The sequence below is a fragment of the Pseudomonas sp. Arb-4-2C genome, assembly GCF_055755015.1.
Genome location: NZ_CM146899.1, coordinates 2,998,761 through 3,015,817 on the forward strand (window position 1 = coordinate 2,998,761; position 17,057 = coordinate 3,015,817).

The 17,057-nt window shown below is 57.0% G+C and carries 15 protein-coding genes and 3 tRNA genes; 7 read left to right on the top strand and 11 right to left on the bottom strand.

The window, feature by feature from the left end; genetic code table 11:
* Nucleotides 1-212: 212 nt before the first annotated feature.
* Together AC0J41_RS13380 and AC0J41_RS13385 are read right to left on the bottom strand one after the other, a co-directional pair.
* On the bottom strand, nucleotides 213-653 hold the full coding sequence (locus tag AC0J41_RS13380) for a hypothetical protein (protein ID WP_025112460.1): 441 nt from the start codon (nucleotides 651-653) through the stop codon (nucleotides 213-215).
* A gap of 577 nt (nucleotides 654-1,230) precedes the next feature.
* Nucleotides 1,231-1,317, bottom strand: a tRNA-Leu gene (locus AC0J41_RS13385).
* A gap of 587 nt (nucleotides 1,318-1,904) precedes the next feature.
* Between AC0J41_RS13385 and AC0J41_RS13390 the strand changes: the two genes are divergently transcribed.
* Nucleotides 1,905-2,996, top strand: a complete 1,092-nt coding sequence (locus tag AC0J41_RS13390) for an acyltransferase family protein (RefSeq protein WP_473015886.1) — start codon at nucleotides 1,905-1,907, stop codon at nucleotides 2,994-2,996.
* A 364-nt stretch (nucleotides 2,997-3,360) separates the two neighbouring features.
* On the opposite strand, the gene AC0J41_RS13395 is transcribed toward AC0J41_RS13390, so the two are convergent.
* The 8 genes from AC0J41_RS13395 to AC0J41_RS13430 form a co-directional block, all read right to left on the bottom strand.
* On the bottom strand, nucleotides 3,361-3,771 hold the full coding sequence (locus tag AC0J41_RS13395) for a hypothetical protein (protein ID WP_049828038.1): 411 nt from the start codon (nucleotides 3,769-3,771) through the stop codon (nucleotides 3,361-3,363).
* A gap of 22 nt (nucleotides 3,772-3,793) precedes the next feature.
* A tRNA-Cys gene (locus AC0J41_RS13400) sits at nucleotides 3,794-3,867 on the bottom strand.
* 46 nt (nucleotides 3,868-3,913) lie between these two features.
* Nucleotides 3,914-3,989: transfer RNA gene (locus AC0J41_RS13405), tRNA-Gly, on the bottom strand.
* Between the two features lie 60 nt (nucleotides 3,990-4,049).
* Nucleotides 4,050-4,610, bottom strand: coding sequence for a CDP-diacylglycerol--glycerol-3-phosphate 3-phosphatidyltransferase (gene pgsA / locus AC0J41_RS13410; RefSeq protein WP_025112503.1), 561 nt, complete (start codon nucleotides 4,608-4,610; stop codon nucleotides 4,050-4,052).
* 32 nt (nucleotides 4,611-4,642) lie between these two features.
* Nucleotides 4,643-6,466, bottom strand: coding sequence for an excinuclease ABC subunit UvrC (gene uvrC, locus AC0J41_RS13415; RefSeq protein WP_473015887.1), 1,824 nt, complete (start codon nucleotides 6,464-6,466; stop codon nucleotides 4,643-4,645).
* 2 nt (nucleotides 6,467-6,468) lie between these two features.
* Entirely contained in the window at nucleotides 6,469-7,110 is a 642-nt protein-coding gene (gene gacA / locus AC0J41_RS13420) for a response regulator transcription factor GacA (RefSeq protein WP_024012761.1), read from the bottom strand.
* Between the two features lie 127 nt (nucleotides 7,111-7,237).
* A complete protein-coding gene (locus AC0J41_RS13425; protein WP_473015888.1) occupies nucleotides 7,238-7,681 on the bottom strand; it encodes a GNAT family N-acetyltransferase in 444 nt (147 codons plus the stop codon).
* The gene (locus AC0J41_RS13430; protein WP_473015889.1) at nucleotides 7,678-8,439 is read right to left on the bottom strand and encodes a carbon-nitrogen hydrolase family protein; all 762 of its coding nucleotides are present in this window, start codon (nucleotides 8,437-8,439) and stop codon (nucleotides 7,678-7,680) included. The genes AC0J41_RS13425 and AC0J41_RS13430 overlap by 4 nt, the downstream gene beginning before the upstream one ends.
* Before the next feature lie 617 nt (nucleotides 8,440-9,056).
* On the opposite strand from AC0J41_RS13430, the gene AC0J41_RS13435 reads away from it, so the two are divergent.
* Nucleotides 9,057-10,133 (top strand): 3-deoxy-7-phosphoheptulonate synthase, encoded by a 1,077-nt coding sequence (locus AC0J41_RS13435; protein WP_473015890.1) that lies wholly within the window; start codon nucleotides 9,057-9,059, stop codon nucleotides 10,131-10,133.
* A gap of 74 nt (nucleotides 10,134-10,207) precedes the next feature.
* On the opposite strand, the gene AC0J41_RS13440 is transcribed toward AC0J41_RS13435, so the two are convergent.
* Entirely contained in the window at nucleotides 10,208-11,386 is a 1,179-nt protein-coding gene (locus tag AC0J41_RS13440) for a hypothetical protein (RefSeq protein ID WP_473015891.1), read from the bottom strand.
* Between the two features lie 337 nt (nucleotides 11,387-11,723).
* Between AC0J41_RS13440 and AC0J41_RS13445 the strand changes: the two genes are divergently transcribed.
* The 5 genes from AC0J41_RS13445 (at nucleotide 11,724) to AC0J41_RS13465 (ending at nucleotide 17,057) form a co-directional block, all read left to right on the top strand.
* Complete coding sequence (locus AC0J41_RS13445) at nucleotides 11,724-12,593, top strand: esterase/lipase family protein (protein WP_473015892.1); 870 nt, start codon at nucleotides 11,724-11,726, stop codon at nucleotides 12,591-12,593.
* A gap of 96 nt (nucleotides 12,594-12,689) precedes the next feature.
* A complete protein-coding gene (locus AC0J41_RS13450) occupies nucleotides 12,690-12,971 on the top strand; it encodes a peptidylprolyl isomerase (protein ID WP_007912303.1) in 282 nt (93 codons plus the stop codon).
* 134 nt (nucleotides 12,972-13,105) lie between these two features.
* Nucleotides 13,106-14,974, top strand: coding sequence for an extracellular solute-binding protein (locus AC0J41_RS13455; protein ID WP_473015893.1), 1,869 nt, complete (start codon nucleotides 13,106-13,108; stop codon nucleotides 14,972-14,974).
* Nucleotides 14,974-16,035: a microcin C ABC transporter permease YejB gene (locus AC0J41_RS13460; RefSeq protein WP_473015894.1), complete on the top strand. Its 1,062-nt coding sequence runs from the start codon at nucleotides 14,974-14,976 to the stop codon at nucleotides 16,033-16,035. Before AC0J41_RS13455 ends, AC0J41_RS13460 begins: the two co-directional genes overlap by 1 nt.
* A complete protein-coding gene (locus AC0J41_RS13465) occupies nucleotides 16,035-17,057 on the top strand; it encodes an ABC transporter permease (protein WP_473015895.1) in 1,023 nt (340 codons plus the stop codon). The genes AC0J41_RS13460 and AC0J41_RS13465 overlap by 1 nt, the downstream gene beginning before the upstream one ends.

Genomic DNA, 17,057 nt, shown 5'->3' on the forward strand with positions numbered 1-17,057 from the left:
CAAATCCGGGCTTTTTGTTTCCTGCCTGGAGGCGCGGAAACGAAAAAGCCCAGCGCAGGGCTGGGCTCAGTTTTTTTTGTACGACGGCCGAAGAGGTGCACCTCGAGACGCCAACAGCCCACGCCTCGTCGATGGCGAAGATCGTCGCAGATCACAACACCTCATCATTGCCTCAATGTCGCAGGCTTCACACAGGAATCTCGGCGAGCAGCCTATGCGAGCGACCGCTCGTGCTCGCTCTCGTGAACGTAAATCCACGAGATGCCCGATGGAGATGCGTGGTCGACGCGCATAAGCGCTGAGTCAACCTTCTTCTTGGTGATTCCATCCTTGACCAGATCGAAGACTGCGAGGAAGAAATCCCCTGGAAGCGGTGTGATCGAGAGATTGGTGATGTGCGATTCCGGGCTTCCGGCACGCTTGCCGTACAGCCCCCAAAGTCGCTCCCAATAGTCCGCCCGACTCATGATCTGACCGTCGGTGAGCACCACTCGGAACTCGCTGGACAGCGCATCGTACAAGGGTTTGATCGCACCTTCCGATTGGGAAGACACACCGCGTGACCACGGGAAAAAGAGGTTGTACCAACGGTACACCTCGGCTTTGACGAGCGCTGTTTTATCTGAGGTTGCAAGTGTTTGACTGATAGCCATCTGTGTTCTCCTTAACACGTTTAAGGTGGCGGATTTCGCGTTACAGACTCAACGTCTGCTACCCATCGCCTGAGCGATGCACCGCGCCTTGATCAAGATCCATCCTGACATCGACGTCGTGGAGGGCCTGCTCCATTATCGCTGCAATGACTTCTGGCATCTGCCACGACTTTTTCGACCCAGCCACAAAAGTAGCCCCTTGCCTGGCGGATTGCATTGAGAGCTGACCAACGGTTTTAGGACCCGATGGTCTGGATCAGAACTCATCACTTCACACGTCCCAAACCGAGCGATGTTCTGTGTCTGCGCTGGGAATGCCAGTCGGCCCAAGCGTTTGAGGAAATCAGAGAAGGAAAAACACGCAGACGATGGAGTGGATTCCAGGCCGCGCGGCCGGTTGGCCGCCCGATTCAATGAGCCTTAAGCCCCACTGAGAGGATGACCGAACAATCCATCCGCAAATACAATGGCAACAAGATCGTGCCTGCACAATGAATTGCGAACCACTGTCAGAATGGCGACCCGGAAACAAACAAGGGTTTGCATCAGCTTTCGCCCGCAAACCCTTGATTTAAGATGGTGCCCGAAGCCGGAATCGAACCGGCACGCCCTTACGAGCGGGGGATTTTAAGTCCCATGCGTCTACCAGTTTCGCCATTCGGGCGGTAGCGCGGTACGGCGCTCATATCAGTCGTTCAACGAACCTGACACTGTTGAGCCGTATGAAGCAGAGCGGGAAATATATACATCAGTTCCCGGTGAAGCAAGTTCACAGTGGCTCATTTCAAGACTAAATCTTGCAGCGCACTGAAAATAAAAAAGCTGGGTAAATCATAGATCTACAGAGCTTGTTTGCGGTGGAGCTCGAGGTTGGTATCGAACTGCTGCAAGTAGATTTGCAGTTCACCTATAAAGCTCGGAATTTCAATAGGTTAGCACTATTCGTCGCTCGCAAGCTACTGATTTTTAAGGCCCCTTCACGCCAGGTTGATCCCACGGCTTGCCGTTCTGAGCGCACGTCAAAGGCTTGTCGGCAGCAGCGCATCGCAAGTCAACAAACCAGCACGTAAAAACCTTACTGATTGGTATCAATCGCGACCTCCCTCACCCCTTGAATCCACCGTGCGCTGGAGGGCGACTTAACAATTTTCAGCGAGACATCACAAATCCAAAAAAATTCCGTAACAATCCAGTTACATTTTTTATACAAATCTGTACCATGCCGCGCAAAAAACAACAACAAGGAACTGGATGATGGGATTCTTCCGACTAATACTGGCATTGGCAGTATTCATCGACCACGCACATGAAATTCTAGGACGAGAGATTTCAGTAACCCACCAAAGTACAAACATTTTCATTTGGTCAGGGCACGCAGTTTTTGCATTTTTTATTTTGTCTGGCTTTTACATTTCAATGGTGATCACAGAGAAATACTCAAAGCTAAGCAATGGCGCCGGTAAGTTTTACCTTAACCGGGCTCTAAGACTTTATCCTGTCAACTGGCTGATGCTTATACTCTTTGCATGGCTGATACTCTCAACGGGTGAAAAATCATTTCTGATTTTCGACACCGAACCAGGAAAAGAGTGGCTCATGCCGGTTGCTCTTTTTTGTAATGCCTTTTTCTTTGGCGCCGAACTCATTCCCTTCTCCACACCGGAGAACTGGAACTATGTCATCGGCCCTGTATGGTCCCTCAGCCTGGAACTGTATTTTTACGTCCTTGCACCATTCATTGTTACCAGATCGCTCAAAACAATACTCGCCTTGACGATGGCAGGAGTAGTACTGAGAATCACCCTTTACGCCCTGGATTTCCCCGTCGTCCCTTGGAGATATTTCTTCTTCCCATCGTCGATAGCCTTCTTCATGCTCGGCGTATTGGCCTACAGGTTGCATATCGAAGCCAAAAACAAATCCTGGGTCATAATGGCCGGAAAGATTTCTGCATTAGCTTTAATTGTTTTCATAGTCACCCCTCAACTCTGGACAAGCGGCGATCAGGACGCTCCGCTCTCCTGGTTGTTTTACTTGACTGTTTTTGTCTGCACGCCCTTCTTGTTTGAGCTTACAAAAAAATCAAAGATCGACAGGATTACCGGCCAGCTCGCGTACCCGGTATACCTCGGACATTTTGTCGTAATGTCCGTGGTACTGCATTACTACGAAGGCGAATTGGATAAATCAGTTGTCTCCCTAATCGGCACTTTCTTGTTTGCCTTTATCGCCAATTATGCAGTGGACATTCCAATCGAGAGAATTCGCTTGATAATCTCGAAAACAAACAACGCAAAAGAATTGAATACTCTGAATCAAGTCATTTCAAGAGTTGCAACATAGAAACGCCCACCAAGGCGAAAGGAAGGAGCATTAGCAACTCCTTCCCCATGCCACTATCACATCAAATTCAAAAGCGTCTAGACGAGCACTGCGCGATCTTTTCTCTGCATCCTGCACGACCAGCCATGCCCCCATGAGCTGAAGCCAGCCGCACACGCATTAAAAAAAGCCAGAGCCCGATGCCTTCTATAATGCGGCGCAGAGAGGATGAAATCCGACGCAAGGAAATGGCGATGCCTGTCTGGAACGCCATTGAGGAAATAAACGAGGAGCTACGCAACCCGACTTTAAACACTCATGCGCTTGAGGCACATCAAGCACTTTAGAGTCCACGCAGAAGCGACACAGGACCAAGGCCGCAAGGTTATTTCCCCTCTATAGCCTTGAACTGCTCCCAAGCCCCCATCAACTCTTTCTGAGCGCTGTCGACGTGGGGGTAATTCAGTTTTACATATTTACTGTAGCGCTGAATAAGCTCTCTGGAAGCGTCACACAAAGTATCGTGATCAATACCAAGCTCGGCAGCCGCGCCAAACGCTGCGACAAGCGCCTGCTCCAACGCAATTTCACGATCAGATATCACCACCGCCCCCTCACTCAACCTCAATTTGAATACAAATCGTACCGAAAACGACATCAAATTGCCACGTTTGCGACCACCACCGATCATCGAGATCGGAATCCACATCAGCATGCCTGCCAAGTTGCGGAGCATATGAGAAAAATTGCGGAACACCCGACTTTCTTGCAGGCAATAAAAAACCCCGTAGATCATTGATCTACGGGGTTTTTAAGAGTGGAGGCCGAGGTCGGAATCGAACCGGCGTAGGTGGATTTGCAATCCACTGCATAACCATTTTGCTACTCGGCCTCAAACGATCGCTGTTTAGTAGCACAACAACAACCGCGTACAAACTTGGAGCGGGAAACGAGACTCGAACTCGCGACCCCGACCTTGGCAAGGTCGTGCTCTACCAACTGAGCTATTCCCGCTTGGTGTGGCGCATTCTATAGATTTCAGAAGCCCCGTCAACCCTTTGATTCAAAAAAGTTTTATTTCTTTTCAACGTCGGTTTTCAGATGCGGCCAGGCAGCCCGCAAGTATTGAACCATCGACCACAATGTCAGGCCTGCCGAGATCAGCAACAAGGCGTAACCCAGGAAGACCCAGAAGCTGAAGTCACGAGGGTTGGCCAGCAGGATCACCAGCGCCAGCATCTGGGCAGCGGTTTTCCACTTGCCGAGATTGGACACCGCCACATGAGCGCGGGCACCGAGTTCGGCCATCCATTCACGCAAGGCCGATACGACAATCTCGCGGCCGATGATGACGGCAGCAGGAAGTGTCAGCCACAGGTTGCCGTGTTCCTGTACCAGCAGCACCAAAGCCACTGCCACCATCAGCTTGTCGGCGACCGGATCGAGGAACGCACCGAACGGCGTGCTTTGTTCCAGGCGACGGGCCAGATAGCCATCCAGCCAGTCAGTCGCCGCCGCAAAGGCGAATACCGAGGCGGAAGCCATGTAACTCCACTGGTAAGGCAGGTAAAACAGCAAAATGAAGATCGGGATGAGCAGGACGCGGAGAACGGTAATCAGATTAGGGATATTCATCGGCACAACTGGCTACGAGGTGAGTTGGCATTCTACTCGCTATGCAGGTTTGCATAAATCGACTCTGCGAGCTTTTTACTGATCCCCGGTGCTTTGGCGATCTCTTCGATGCTTGCACGAGATAGCTCCTGCAATCCACCAAAATGTTTCAACAAGTCGCGGCGCCGGGTAGGCCCGACGCCTGCAACGCCTTCAAGTGTCGACGTGCGGCGGGTTTTACCGCGGCGCGCGCGGTGTCCGGTAATCGCGAACCGGTGGGCTTCGTCGCGAATCTGCTGGATCAGATGCAGTGCCGGCGAGTCGCCCCGCAGAGTGAACTCGTGCGCAGCATCATTAAGATACAAAGTCTCGAAACCAGCCTTACGTGTTGCTCCTTTCGCCACACCCAAGAGAATGAGATCAGGCACTGCCAGCTCATTCAGCACGTCACGCGCCATCGACAGCTGCCCCTTGCCGCCGTCCACTAACAGGATGTCCGGCAATTTGCCCTCCCCGTCCTTCAGTTTACTGAAGCGGCGGGTCAATGCCTGGTGCATGGCGGCATAGTCATCGCCTGCAGTGACGCCTTCAATGTTGTAGCGACGGTAATCGGACTTGATCGCGCCTTCCGGGCCGAACACCACACAGGAAGCGACGGTTGCTTCACCACTGGAATGACTGATGTCATAGCACTCCAGGCGCTGTGGTGGTTCATCCAGGTTCAGCACTTCGGCGAGCGCATCGAAGCGCGCGGCCGTGTGTTGGCGGTTGGCCAGGCGCGCGCCCAGCGCCTGCTCGGCATTGGTGACCGCCAATTGCTGCCAGCGCGCCCGCGTGCCACGTACCCGAAGACTGATGGTCAATTCTCGACCGCGTAACTCGTGGATGGCTTCGATCAACGCCGTTGCGTCTTCTGGAACCACGTTGACGATCAACTCGCTCGGCAAGTCGCGCTCCGGACTGCTGATGAAGTACTGGCCAAGGAACGCGGCCATGACTTCAGCAACGTCTTCCTCAATACCCACCTGCGGAAAGAAGTTCTTGCTGCCCAGCACACGCCCGCCGCGCACACTGATCAAATGAACGCAGGCGCCGCCCGGGTTGACGAAGGCAGCAATGACGTCGATGTCGCCGGTGCCGCCCTCCATGCTTTGCTGATCCTGAACCCTGCGCAGCAAGGCAATCTGGTCGCGCAACTCGGCAGCACGCTCGAACTCCAGATTGATTGCTGCCTCTTCCATCGCCGTAGAAAGCTCATTGGTCAGTGCGTGACTGCGGCCCTCAAGAAACATCACCGAATGGCGAACATCCTCGGCATACACCTCAGGTTCGACCAGGCCGACACAAGGCGCTTTGCAGCGCTTGATCTGATATTGCAGACACGGGCGTGTGCGGTTCTTGTAGTAACTGTCTTCGCACTGACGGACGAAAAAGGTTTTTTGCAACAGGCTGAGGCTTTCGCGGATGGCCCCGGCGCTCGGGTATGGGCCGAAATACTTGCCCTTGGCTTTCTTTGCACCGCGGTGGATGCTCAGCCGCGGAAATTGACCGTCGGAAAGAAACACATAGGGGTAGGACTTATCGTCGCGCAACAGAATGTTGTACGGCGGGCGCCACTCCTTGATCAGGGTCTGCTCAAGCAGCAACGCTTCGGTTTCGTTGGCGGTGATGGTCGTTTCGACCTGCGCGATACGCCCGACAAGCGCAGCAGTCTTCGGCGCCAGTCCGGTCTTGCGGAAGTAGCTGGCAAGGCGCTTCTTGAGATTCTTGGCCTTGCCGACGTACAGCAGGCGCGCCTCGCTGTCGAACATGCGATAGACGCCGGGACGCCCACTGACAGTCGCCAGGAAGGCGCCGGAATCGAATGTTTCAGTCATGATCAGGCGCTGGCATCAACCATGCCGTGGCGCACAGCCAGCAACGTCAACTCGACATCACTGCTGATCGACAGCTTTTCGAAGATCCGATAGCGATAGGTGTTCACCGTTTTCGGCGACAGGCAAAGTTTGTCGGAAATGATCTGCACCTTCTGGCAGCCGACAATCATCAATGCGATCTGGATTTCCCGTTCGGACAGAGCATCGAACGGCGAATCGTTGGTCGGCTGAAACGACTTGATCGCCAGTTGCTGGGCGATCTGCGGGCTGATGTAACGCTGCCCGGCAAATACCAGCCGAATGGCCTGGACCATTTCCGGCAACCCGGCGCCCTTGGTCAGGTAACCGGCGGCACCGGCCTGCAACAGGCGTGTAGGAAACGGATCTTCCTCACATACCGTGACGGCGACGACCTTGATGTCCGGATGGCTGCGCAACAGCTTGCGCGTCGCCTCAAGACCACCGATACCGGGCATCTTGACGTCCATCAGGACTACATCGGGTTTCAACTCACGGGCCTTGATCAGGGATTCTTCCCCGGATTCGGCCTGGCCAACCACCTGCAAGCCATCGATATCGGCCAGCATACGTGTAATGCCTGTACGAACGAGATCATGGTCATCGACCACTAGCACCCTAATCAAGCAGACACCTCGCGAAATGGTCTTATTGGGATGCCCGACACCTTAGCAAAAAGTGCCAGACAGACCTAGCGGCAAGCAGCATTTAAAAAGTTTCAATTCATCATCGAGGGCTTGCCAGCCGTGGGTTTCAGAGCACAGGTGTACCGAATTCGAGCTGCATCCTCAGGAAACACTCGTCCTCGCCGCACACCTTCAAGCCTTTTCTCTTATACAGGCTTTGCGCCGGATTATTTTTGAATACGGTCAAACGCAACGCCGGGAACCCTTCAGTGCGGGCCATCACGATAACCTGATCAAGCGCCCAGGATCCTGCACCCTGACCGCGAAAGGCTTCAATCACTTGCAACTCGCGTATGTACAGTGCCCGGCGATCCCGACTGAGACTGAAGAATCCCACGGCGATTTCAGCACGCATGATCAACCAGTTGTCACGCCCGGACCAGGCGACATCAAACGCTTCGTCCTGCCAAAGCAGGTCGTGATCAATGTAATAGCGCAGCATGTTCCGACACGCCAAGTCACGGGCAAATGCCGTGTCATTCGGTTGCGCGCGACGCAAACTGTAGCTCATTGCGCGATCGTCACTGGCACCACCTGCCCCTGCCATCCACCGGCGTCACGCCGAGCGACCACCAACAACTCTCCAGGCCCGGGTGCGGCAACGATCAACGCCCCGATTTCAGACCAGAACGCGCTGCGCCCTGCTGACTGCCACCCACCCGTGAGCCCGGCATGATTGGCCATCAGCACCGCCATCGAGTGCTTTTCCGCATAGCCCTGTAGCAGCGCGCTGTCCGCGCCATAGCCGCTTTCCCCAATCAGCACACCTGCGGCGTACAGGTCAGCACCAAAACCAGCAGCCGCTGCCGCGTGACTGGCGTGGGAAAAATCAGCACAGACCGCCAGTGACACGGTATCGCGGCCTATTCGAAGGGTCGATCCACCGGTGCCAGGTGCAAAGAAACGCTCTTCGCCCGCGTGCAGATGCTGTTTGCTGTAAACCTCAAGAGAGCCGTCCTTCGCTAATGTCAACGCACCAATCAATACCTGCGAACTGCCCTTCAGACGAATCGGCATACCGACGACAGCACTGATGCCCAGTTCTCGGGCGAAATCGCGCAGGGGTTGCAGCACCGCGTCCAGCGGATCGATCGCCATGTCTGCGGCAAGCTGGCCTTCGTAGCCTGTCAGGGACAGTTCCGGGAACACCAGAAGCTCGACACCCTGCTCCGCCGCTGCGGCCATGAAGCGCAAATGAGCGGTGATGTTCGCGGCCAGATCACCGGCAACGGAAAACGATTGGGCTGCTGCGACAGTGAAAACCGACATGACTCTTCCTTGGACTCTGACAAAACATCCAGTGTGTCACAACGCCTGCAGCACTCAAGCGATAGGTCACACGCTGAATGAGCGATAGCAATTTCTGATTGCTCAGGCGTACGGGCCTCTAGTAAGCTCGGCGCATTCATCGGAGACAGACCATGTTCAACGCCCTCTCACAGCTTCGTGCCGACAGCGCCCCGCGCTCGGTTGCGGCTGCCCGGGTGAATGACGCTTGCGCTCCAGCCAGCTTTTATTTTGGGTATTGGTTTAGCCACTGGCGCGCCTGATACCCACACGGCGCCCATGTAAACGGGTCGCCTACCAGAGAATTCTCAACCCCCGGTCGGCCTCCCGACCGGGGGTTTTGTTTTTTCAGGCCCACACTTTTTCAGCAACACACCAGACACTTTGAGGATTTACGCCATGAACTACGCCACTTATTACCGTTACGACAGTTTTACCGCCTGGCGATTTACCAGCCTCCGCTCGGGACAGCCTGCCGCCTCCGATCGGTCACCCACAGGTGGCAAGCACACACACGTAGCCAATACGGCCAATTGTCGAACACCCCAGTAGGGCCGAGTGAGCGGGCAGCACCCGCCACCAGCCCAGGAATCCCGAATATGAACTCTTCTGTTTCTGCTCTGCCACTGTCCACCCTCAATTCTGCCAACGAAGCGCTGACCCTGCGCCTGCCCAGCTCGCTGCAGCTCAAGCAGCAATTGCCGCTGAACAATGCTCTCGCCCAGCAAGTCGCCGCCCACCGCCAGGCGATCCGCGCGATTCTCGATGGTGAAGACCAGCGCCTGCTGATTGTCGTCGGCCCATGCTCGATTCACGACCCGCGCTCCGCGCTGGAATATGCCGAAAAACTTGCCCGGTTGGCACAGGACGTCAGCGACGAAATGCTGCTGGTCATGCGTGCCTATGTCGAAAAACCACGCACCACGGTCGGCTGGAAAGGCTTGGCTTATGACCCACGTCTGGACGGCAGCGATGACATGGCCGCCGGTCTGACCCTGTCGCGCGAATTGATGCTCGAGATGGTCCGTCTGGGACTTCCCATCGCCACCGAACTGCTGCAGCCAATGGCTGCCGGCTACTTCGACGACCTGCTTGGCTGGGTTGCCATCGGCGCACGTACGACCGAATCGCAGATCCACCGGGAAATGGCCAGTGGTCTGAGCATGCCCGTAGGTTTCAAGAACGGCACCGACGGTGGCGTGACCGTAGCCGTCGACGCCATGCGTTCGGCTGCCCATCCACATCGGCACTTCGGCGTCGACAGCCAAGGCCACCCGGCGATCATCCAGACCCCGGGCAACCCCGACACTCACCTGGTACTGCGCGGTGGTCATCATGGGCCGAACTATGATCGCGAAAGCGTGGCCCGGGTACATGCCGACTTGACCCGCCTGAAGATTCCAGGCCGGATCATGGTCGACTGCAGTCACGCCAACAGCGGCAAGGATCCACTGCGCCAGCCCCACGTATTCAACGAGGTGCTCGAGCAACGCTTGCAAGGTGATCGCTCCTTGATCGGCATGATGATCGAGTCCCATCTGTTCGAGGGTTGCCAACCTTTGAGCCCTGCCCTGCGCTATGGCGTATCGGTCACCGACGGCTGTCTGGGATTCAGCGCAACGGAACAGTTGCTGTCGAGCGCAGCCGAACGTCTTCGGGCACGCCCTCAGGCCTGATGCTCTGAACGACCTTTGCGGGCGAGCCAGCATCCCGCAAAGGCTGAACTGTCACTCGGAACTTCAACCCAGGCTTACGCCCGCACCCGGATACGGGTAACGCCGGAAGCCTGGCTGACGTCATCCAGCCGCTCCACCGAGTAGGACACCTGCACCACGGTTTCCCGATGCTCTCGCCAGAATCGGTGAGGCACGATGAATACCAGTGGCTGACCGGCAGTTTCCCGAGTGATATCGCGATCATCGCGATGACCGAAATACTCCCCGTCGCACTTGAGATACACCAACTCCCCTTCCTCTGCATGCGGATCAGTGATCACCACGGTCACGCCGTCCACAGCATTTTCTGCGCCCAGTTCGCCGCCTTGCGCTTCCAGCACCTGCGGCGCCGGCAGATCGCCACGAATCAACGGTGCGATCAGAATTCGGGAAGTTGCGGAGTCCCTCACCTGTCCGTCCATTGACTTGATCTGATAGCTGACCATTACCGATTGAGTGGAACAGGCTGCGATGCAGTCGGCAGCAATCCAGAAAGACAGCGCCTCACCGACAGCAAACTGCTCCACAGTCACCACATCTTTGAACACCGACTCTGGTGCGGCGCCTTGCCAGGACAGCGTGACCCGATCACTCGCGGCCATGCGCGCATAAGGTCGCACGGTGACGCTCGTGCCGTGCGGCACACGAACGGGATCAAGTGTACCGCCTACCGTTTCTTCAATGATCGGTGCAAGCAACTCAGGTTCTGGATCGCCTACATTCAGTTGCAGGCGACAGGATGACACCGGTTCGGAAAGGGCCACGCTATATAGCGTCCAGTAAAGCTCCAGCGAACCGCGCTCCAGCGCTGCGACGTGTACGCCTTTTATGGCAAACACGATTTCCTTGCCCACTTGCCCATCGCTGACAGAGCGCGAGGCCTCATGCCGATAGGGCAATCCTTCGTCATCGATCCCGTGCCAACTCAATACCAGTCTGTCGCCGCTCATCATGTTCGGGTAAGGCGCAACCCGGACGAATGCGTTGCCCAGCGAAGGATCAAGCATTCCCTGCTCCAGGACCTCAAGCATCGGAGCAGGCAGGCACAAGTTCGAAGTTGGCGCAGCTACGCAGGTGGAGTGATAGCTGAATTCGAGGCTACCTCCGTCCACCTTAAAATTCAGATGACCACAGCCATCGCTATCAATCGACAAGGGAGATGTATTGGCTATCGGCTTTACAGAAGAGTCGTCATTGGCTTCGTACATAGACATTCGTGGCTCCATTCCTTGGATAGAACGCCGCCATCAAGGCCGCGTCGAACGAAACCCATTGAACATCATCCAGCGAATCCTCGAAGTCAGCCCTGAGCCTTGCGAACCGGGGGTAAACACACCGCATGACGTAGGCATCCGGCAGCGTTTTGGTAGAAACAGGGCAAAAGATTGCCAAATGTTCCGACTCCCCCCTCAAGCAGAATCGAAAAATCGCACAGTTTTTTGTCCAGTTTCCTCACGAACAGGCGGACTTTTCAGACATCGCCCGCCCGTAGGCCTGTTTTACAGTGGCACGCATCAACCACTGACAAACATCTGCAAAAGAGGCAGGAACATGCAACGGAATGCGACAACACGCTACCCCATCCTTTTGGTCCATGGCCTGTTCGGCTTTGACCGTATCGGTCATTTCGAGCTTTTTCATGATGTCAAGCAAGCACTGCGGGAAGCTGGCGGCCAGGTGTTCGTGCCACAGCTGTCTGCTACCCATGACAACGAAGTACGCGGCCAGCAATTAATCTGGCAGATCGAACGCGTGCTGCAAGGCACCGGTGCCGGCAAGGTCAACCTGATCGGGCATAGCCAAGGCGCGCTGGCCTGCCGCTACGCCGCTGCCCTGATGCCGGAGAACGTGGCCTCAGTGACATCCGTCAGCGGCCCCAACCACGGTTCGGAACTGGCTGACGCTTTACGCATGGCGCTGATTCCGGGAAGCCTGCCGGAGCAGGTGGCAGAGCAGGTTGCAACGCAATTCGCTGACTTTCTCTCGTTGCTCAGCGGTCAACCGGCGATGCCACGCAACGCCGTGGCGGCACTCAACGCCCTGACAACTGCGGGCGTCGGCGAATTCAATCGCAAATACCCTCAAGGCCTGCCCTCGACTTTGGGTGGTCACGGCGCGGAATGCGTCAATGGCGTCCACTACTATTCCTGGAGCGGCACGCTGCAAGGCGATGTGCTACAGACACTCGATCCGGTGAATGCCGTCTGCCGGGCATTGTCGGGACATTTTGCGATGGAAGCCGGGCAGAACGACGGTTTCGTCGGTCGTTACAGCTCGCATCTGGGCACGGTCATCCGCTCCGACTACCCTTTCGATCACCTCGCCAGCCTGGGTCACCCCCGCGGTCTGCGAAAACGCGACGATGATCCGGTCGAACTGTATGTCGAGCACACGATGCGCCTGAAGGCTGCACAGCTGTAGGCACGTGCCAATGTACCGAGCGGAACTTTGCCGAGAAATCGCTTACTGAATCCGGTAGGCTCCACACTTTACTGAAATAGATTGGAGAGTTTCCCCATGGCCAAAGCCACTGCCCGCCACATCCTGGTTTCCAGCGAAGACAAGTGCAACGAACTCAAGGCCCAGATCGAAGGCGGTGCTGATTTCGCCGAAGTCGCCAAAGCCAACTCCACCTGCCCGTCCAGCCGTCAGGGCGGCGACCTGGGTTCGTTCGGTCCTGGCCAGATGGTCAAGGAATTCGACACCGTGGTATTCAGCGCGCCGATCAACGTCGTGCAAGGCCCGGTGAAGACCCAGTTCGGTTATCACCTGCTCGAAGTCACCAGCCGCCAGGACTGATCCGTCGCCTGATTGCTGTCCAACGGCCCGCCTTTTGGTGGGCCGTTGTGTTTCGGTTACAGGATACGGCTGGCGGCTGACGCACCGCTCGCGTACAAATTGCGCTTATCGATCACCCGGCTTTAAGGCTGACAATGCGACTGGCTTTCCCTTCTCTGCTGTTCACTGCCGTGGCCCTGCTGTTGGGCGCCGCTGGTGTGGACGCCACCCCGCAACACGCGTTGACCGTCTATGGCGAACCTGCCAAATACCCGGCCGGTTTCAGCCACTTCGACTACACCAATCCGCAGGCGCCCAAGGGCGGCACCCTGCGCCGTTCGGCGATAGAGATCGGTCACTTCGATCACATCCTTCCGTACATCGACAAAGGCATCGGCGTCACGCAGATTGACGGCATGCTTTATTCGCCGCTGGCCCAGCGTTCGATGGACGAGCCGTACACCGTCTACGGCCTGGTGGCGCAAAAGATGGAGCGCGCTGAAGACGGGTTGTCCCTGCGCTTCTTTATCAACCCCAAAGCGCGCTTCGCCGATGGCACACCGATCACCGCCGAAGACGTGCGCTACACCTATGACTTGTTGATGACCCAGGGCAGCCTGCGCTATCGCACGCAATTCGCCGACGTCAAAGGCGTCGAAGTGGAAGCGCCACTGACCGTGCGTTTCGACTTCAAGAGCAATGAGAATCGTACCTTGCCGCTGGACATCGCCACCCTGCCGGTGTTTCCCGAACATTGGTGGAAAACCCGCGACTTCGCTGGTGGCGGCGGCTATGAGCCGCCACTGGGCAGCGGCCCGTACCGGGTGGGCAAGGTTGACTCCGGCCGCAGCATCACTTTTGAGCGCAACCCCGACTGGTGGGGCAAGGACCTGCCGGTCAGTCGCGGCCTGTACAACTTCGATCACTTCAGCATCGAGTACTTCGGCGACACCGATGTTGCCCGCCAGGTGCTGCGCGGCGGCGCCTATGACTACAACCGCGAGTTTTCCGCGACCGGCTACTCGATCGGCTACGACAGCCCGGCGCTGAGCGACGGCCGCTTGCAGAAAGCGCACCTCGCCACCGAAGCCCCGCAGTCGGCCCAGGGTTTCGTGTTCAATCTGCAAAAACCGATGTTCCAGGATCGCCGGGTGCGCCAAGCGCTGGCGATGCTCTGGGATTTCGAGTGGAGCAACCGGCAGATGATGCGCAACATGTACATCCGCCAGCAGAGTTACTTCTCCAACTCCGCGCTGGCCGCCCGCCAATTGCCGGATGCCGCAGAACTGAAGATCCTTGAATCGTTGCGCGGGCAGATTCCCGACGAAGTCTTCACCCAGGTCTTCGAAGCACCGAAAACCGATGGCAGCGGCTTGATCCGCGACAAACAGTTGCAAGCCCTGCAGTTGCTCGAACAGGCCGGCTGGAAACCTGATGGCGACCAACTGGTCAACGCCGAGGGCGAACCGTTGAGCTTCACCTTTCTGGTCAGCCAGAACGGCATGGACCGCCTGCTCCTGCCATATAAACGCACGCTGAAGCAGATCGGCATCGACCTCAATATCCGGCGCATCGACTCCTCGCAATACGTCAACCGCCTGATGAGCCGCGACTACGACATGATCGTCACCGGCTACCCGGTCACCACGTCACCGGGTGGCGAGTTGCTCAACTACTTCGGTTCGATTTCGGCCAACGACCCCGGCGCCAACAACTACATGGTGCTGAAGAATCCGGCGGTCGACAGCTTGATCAACGGCCTGATCCGCGCCTCGACCCAGAGCGACATGCTGCATTACGCCCATGCGCTGGACCGCGTGCTGCAGTGGAACTACTACTGGATCCCCAACTATTACCCGCCGGGCACTTCCACCGTCTGGTGGAACCGTTTCGGTATGCCGGCGATACAGGCCAGCAATGACGAAGCCATCGAGAGCTGGTGGGAGATCAGTAGCACGCCGCTGACCAACCAGCAGATGACCGCCGAGAAAATCGGCCGTGGCAGACCTGGAGGACCGCACTGATGTGGGCATACATTCTGCGGCGACTGTTGCTGATCATCCCGACGCTGGTGATCATCCTGCTGGTCAATTTCGTGATCATTCAGGCGGCTCCCGGCGGCCCGGTCGAACAGGCCATCGCCCATTTGCAGGGGATTGGCGGCGCCGGCGTCGGCGGCAGTGCCAGCGAAACCATGAGCAGCACCTCGCGCGCCAGCCGTGGCCTCGATCCGCAACTGATCAAGGACATCGAAAAACAGTACGGTTTCGACAAGCCGGCGCATGAACGCCTGTGGCTGATGCTCAAGAACTATGCGCAGCTGGATTTCGGCAAAAGCTTTTTCCGCGGTGCCACGGTGACTGACCTGATCCTCGAAAAAATGCCGGTGACCATCTCCCTCGGTCTGTGGGCGACGCTGATCACCTATCTGGTGTCGATCCCGCTGGGCATTCGCAAGGCGGTGCATCATGGCAGCCATTTCGACATCTGGAGCAGCACCGCGATCATCATCGGCTACGCGATGCCGGCGTTTCTGTTCGCGATGTTTCTGATCGTGGTGTTTGCCGGTGGCACCTCGCTGAACTGGTTCCCGGTGCGCGGGCTGGTCTCCGACAATTTCGAATCGCTGTCGACCCTGGGCAAGATCGCCGACTACTTCTGGCATCTGGTGTTGCCAGTGACGGCGCTGGTGATCGGCGGCTTCGCCACGTTGACGATCCTCACCAAAAACTCGTTCCTCAATGAAATCACCCGCCAGTATGTGGTCACCGCCCGCGCCAAAGGTCTGAGCGAACGCCGTGTGCTCTACGGCCATGTGTTCCGCAACGCAATGCTGCTGGTGGTGTCGGGGATTCCACAGGCGTTCATCAGCGTGTTCTTTGCCGGCTCGTTGCTGATCGAAGTGATCTTCTCCCTCGACGGTCTCGGCCGCATGAGTTACGAGGCTGCGGTTTCCCGGGACTACCCGGTGGTGTTTGGATCGCTGTTCATCTTCACGCTGTTCGGTCTATTGATAAAACTGATCGGCGACCTGTGCTACACCCTGGTCGATCCACGCATCGACTTCGCCGCGAGGAACGCCTGATGTTCAAGCTCTCGCCTCTGGGCCGTCGCCGTTTCACGCGATTCAAGAAAAACCGCCGTGGCTGGTGGTCGCTGTGGCTGTTCATCGGACTGTTCATCGTGACGCTGGGCGGTGAACTGATCGCCAACGACAAACCGCTGGTCGTCAGTTATCAGGGCCAGTTCTACTTCCCGGTGTTCAAGCGTTACACCGAGCAGGCGTTTGGCGGGCAACTGCCGTTCCAGGCCGACTACCGCAGTGATTATGTGCAGAAGCTGATCCGCAAGGACGGTGGCTGGCTGGTGTTTCCGCCGATTCCATTCAGCGATGACACGCCCAACTACGACCTCAATCAGCCCGCGCCGAGCCCACCTTCGACGGTCAACTGGCTGGGCACTGACGATCAGGCGCGCGACGTGTTGGCGCGGGTGATTTTCGGTGCTCGGGTATCGATCCTGTTTGCCTTGATGCTGACCGCCGTCAGCGCGCTGATCGGCATTGCCGCCGGCGCTCTGCAAGGCTATTACGGCGGCTGGGTCGATCTGCTCGGGCAACGCCTGCTGGAGGTCTGGAGCGGATTGCCAGTGTTGTACCTGCTGATCATCCTGTCCGGTTTCGTCGAGCCAAACTTCTGGTGGCTACTGGGGATCATGGCGCTGTTTTCGTGGCTGGCCCTGGTGGACGTGGTGCGCGCCGAGTTCCTGCGCGGGCGCAACCTGGAATACGTCAAAGCAGCTCGTGCGCTAGGCCTGAGCGACCGCAAGGTGATTTTCCGACACATCCTGCCCAACGCCATGAACGCGACGTTGAGTTACTTGCCGTTCATTCTGACCGGGGCGATTTCCACCCTCACCGCCCTCGACTTCCTCGGCTTCGGCATGCCCGCTGGCAGTGCCTCGCTGGGCGAGTTGATCGGTCAGGGCAAACAGAACCTGCAAGCGCCGTGGCTCGGACTGACGGCGTTTTTCACGCTGGCGCTGATTCTTTCCCTGCTGGTGTTTATTGGCGAAGCGTTACGCGACGCGTTCGATCCACGATCCTGA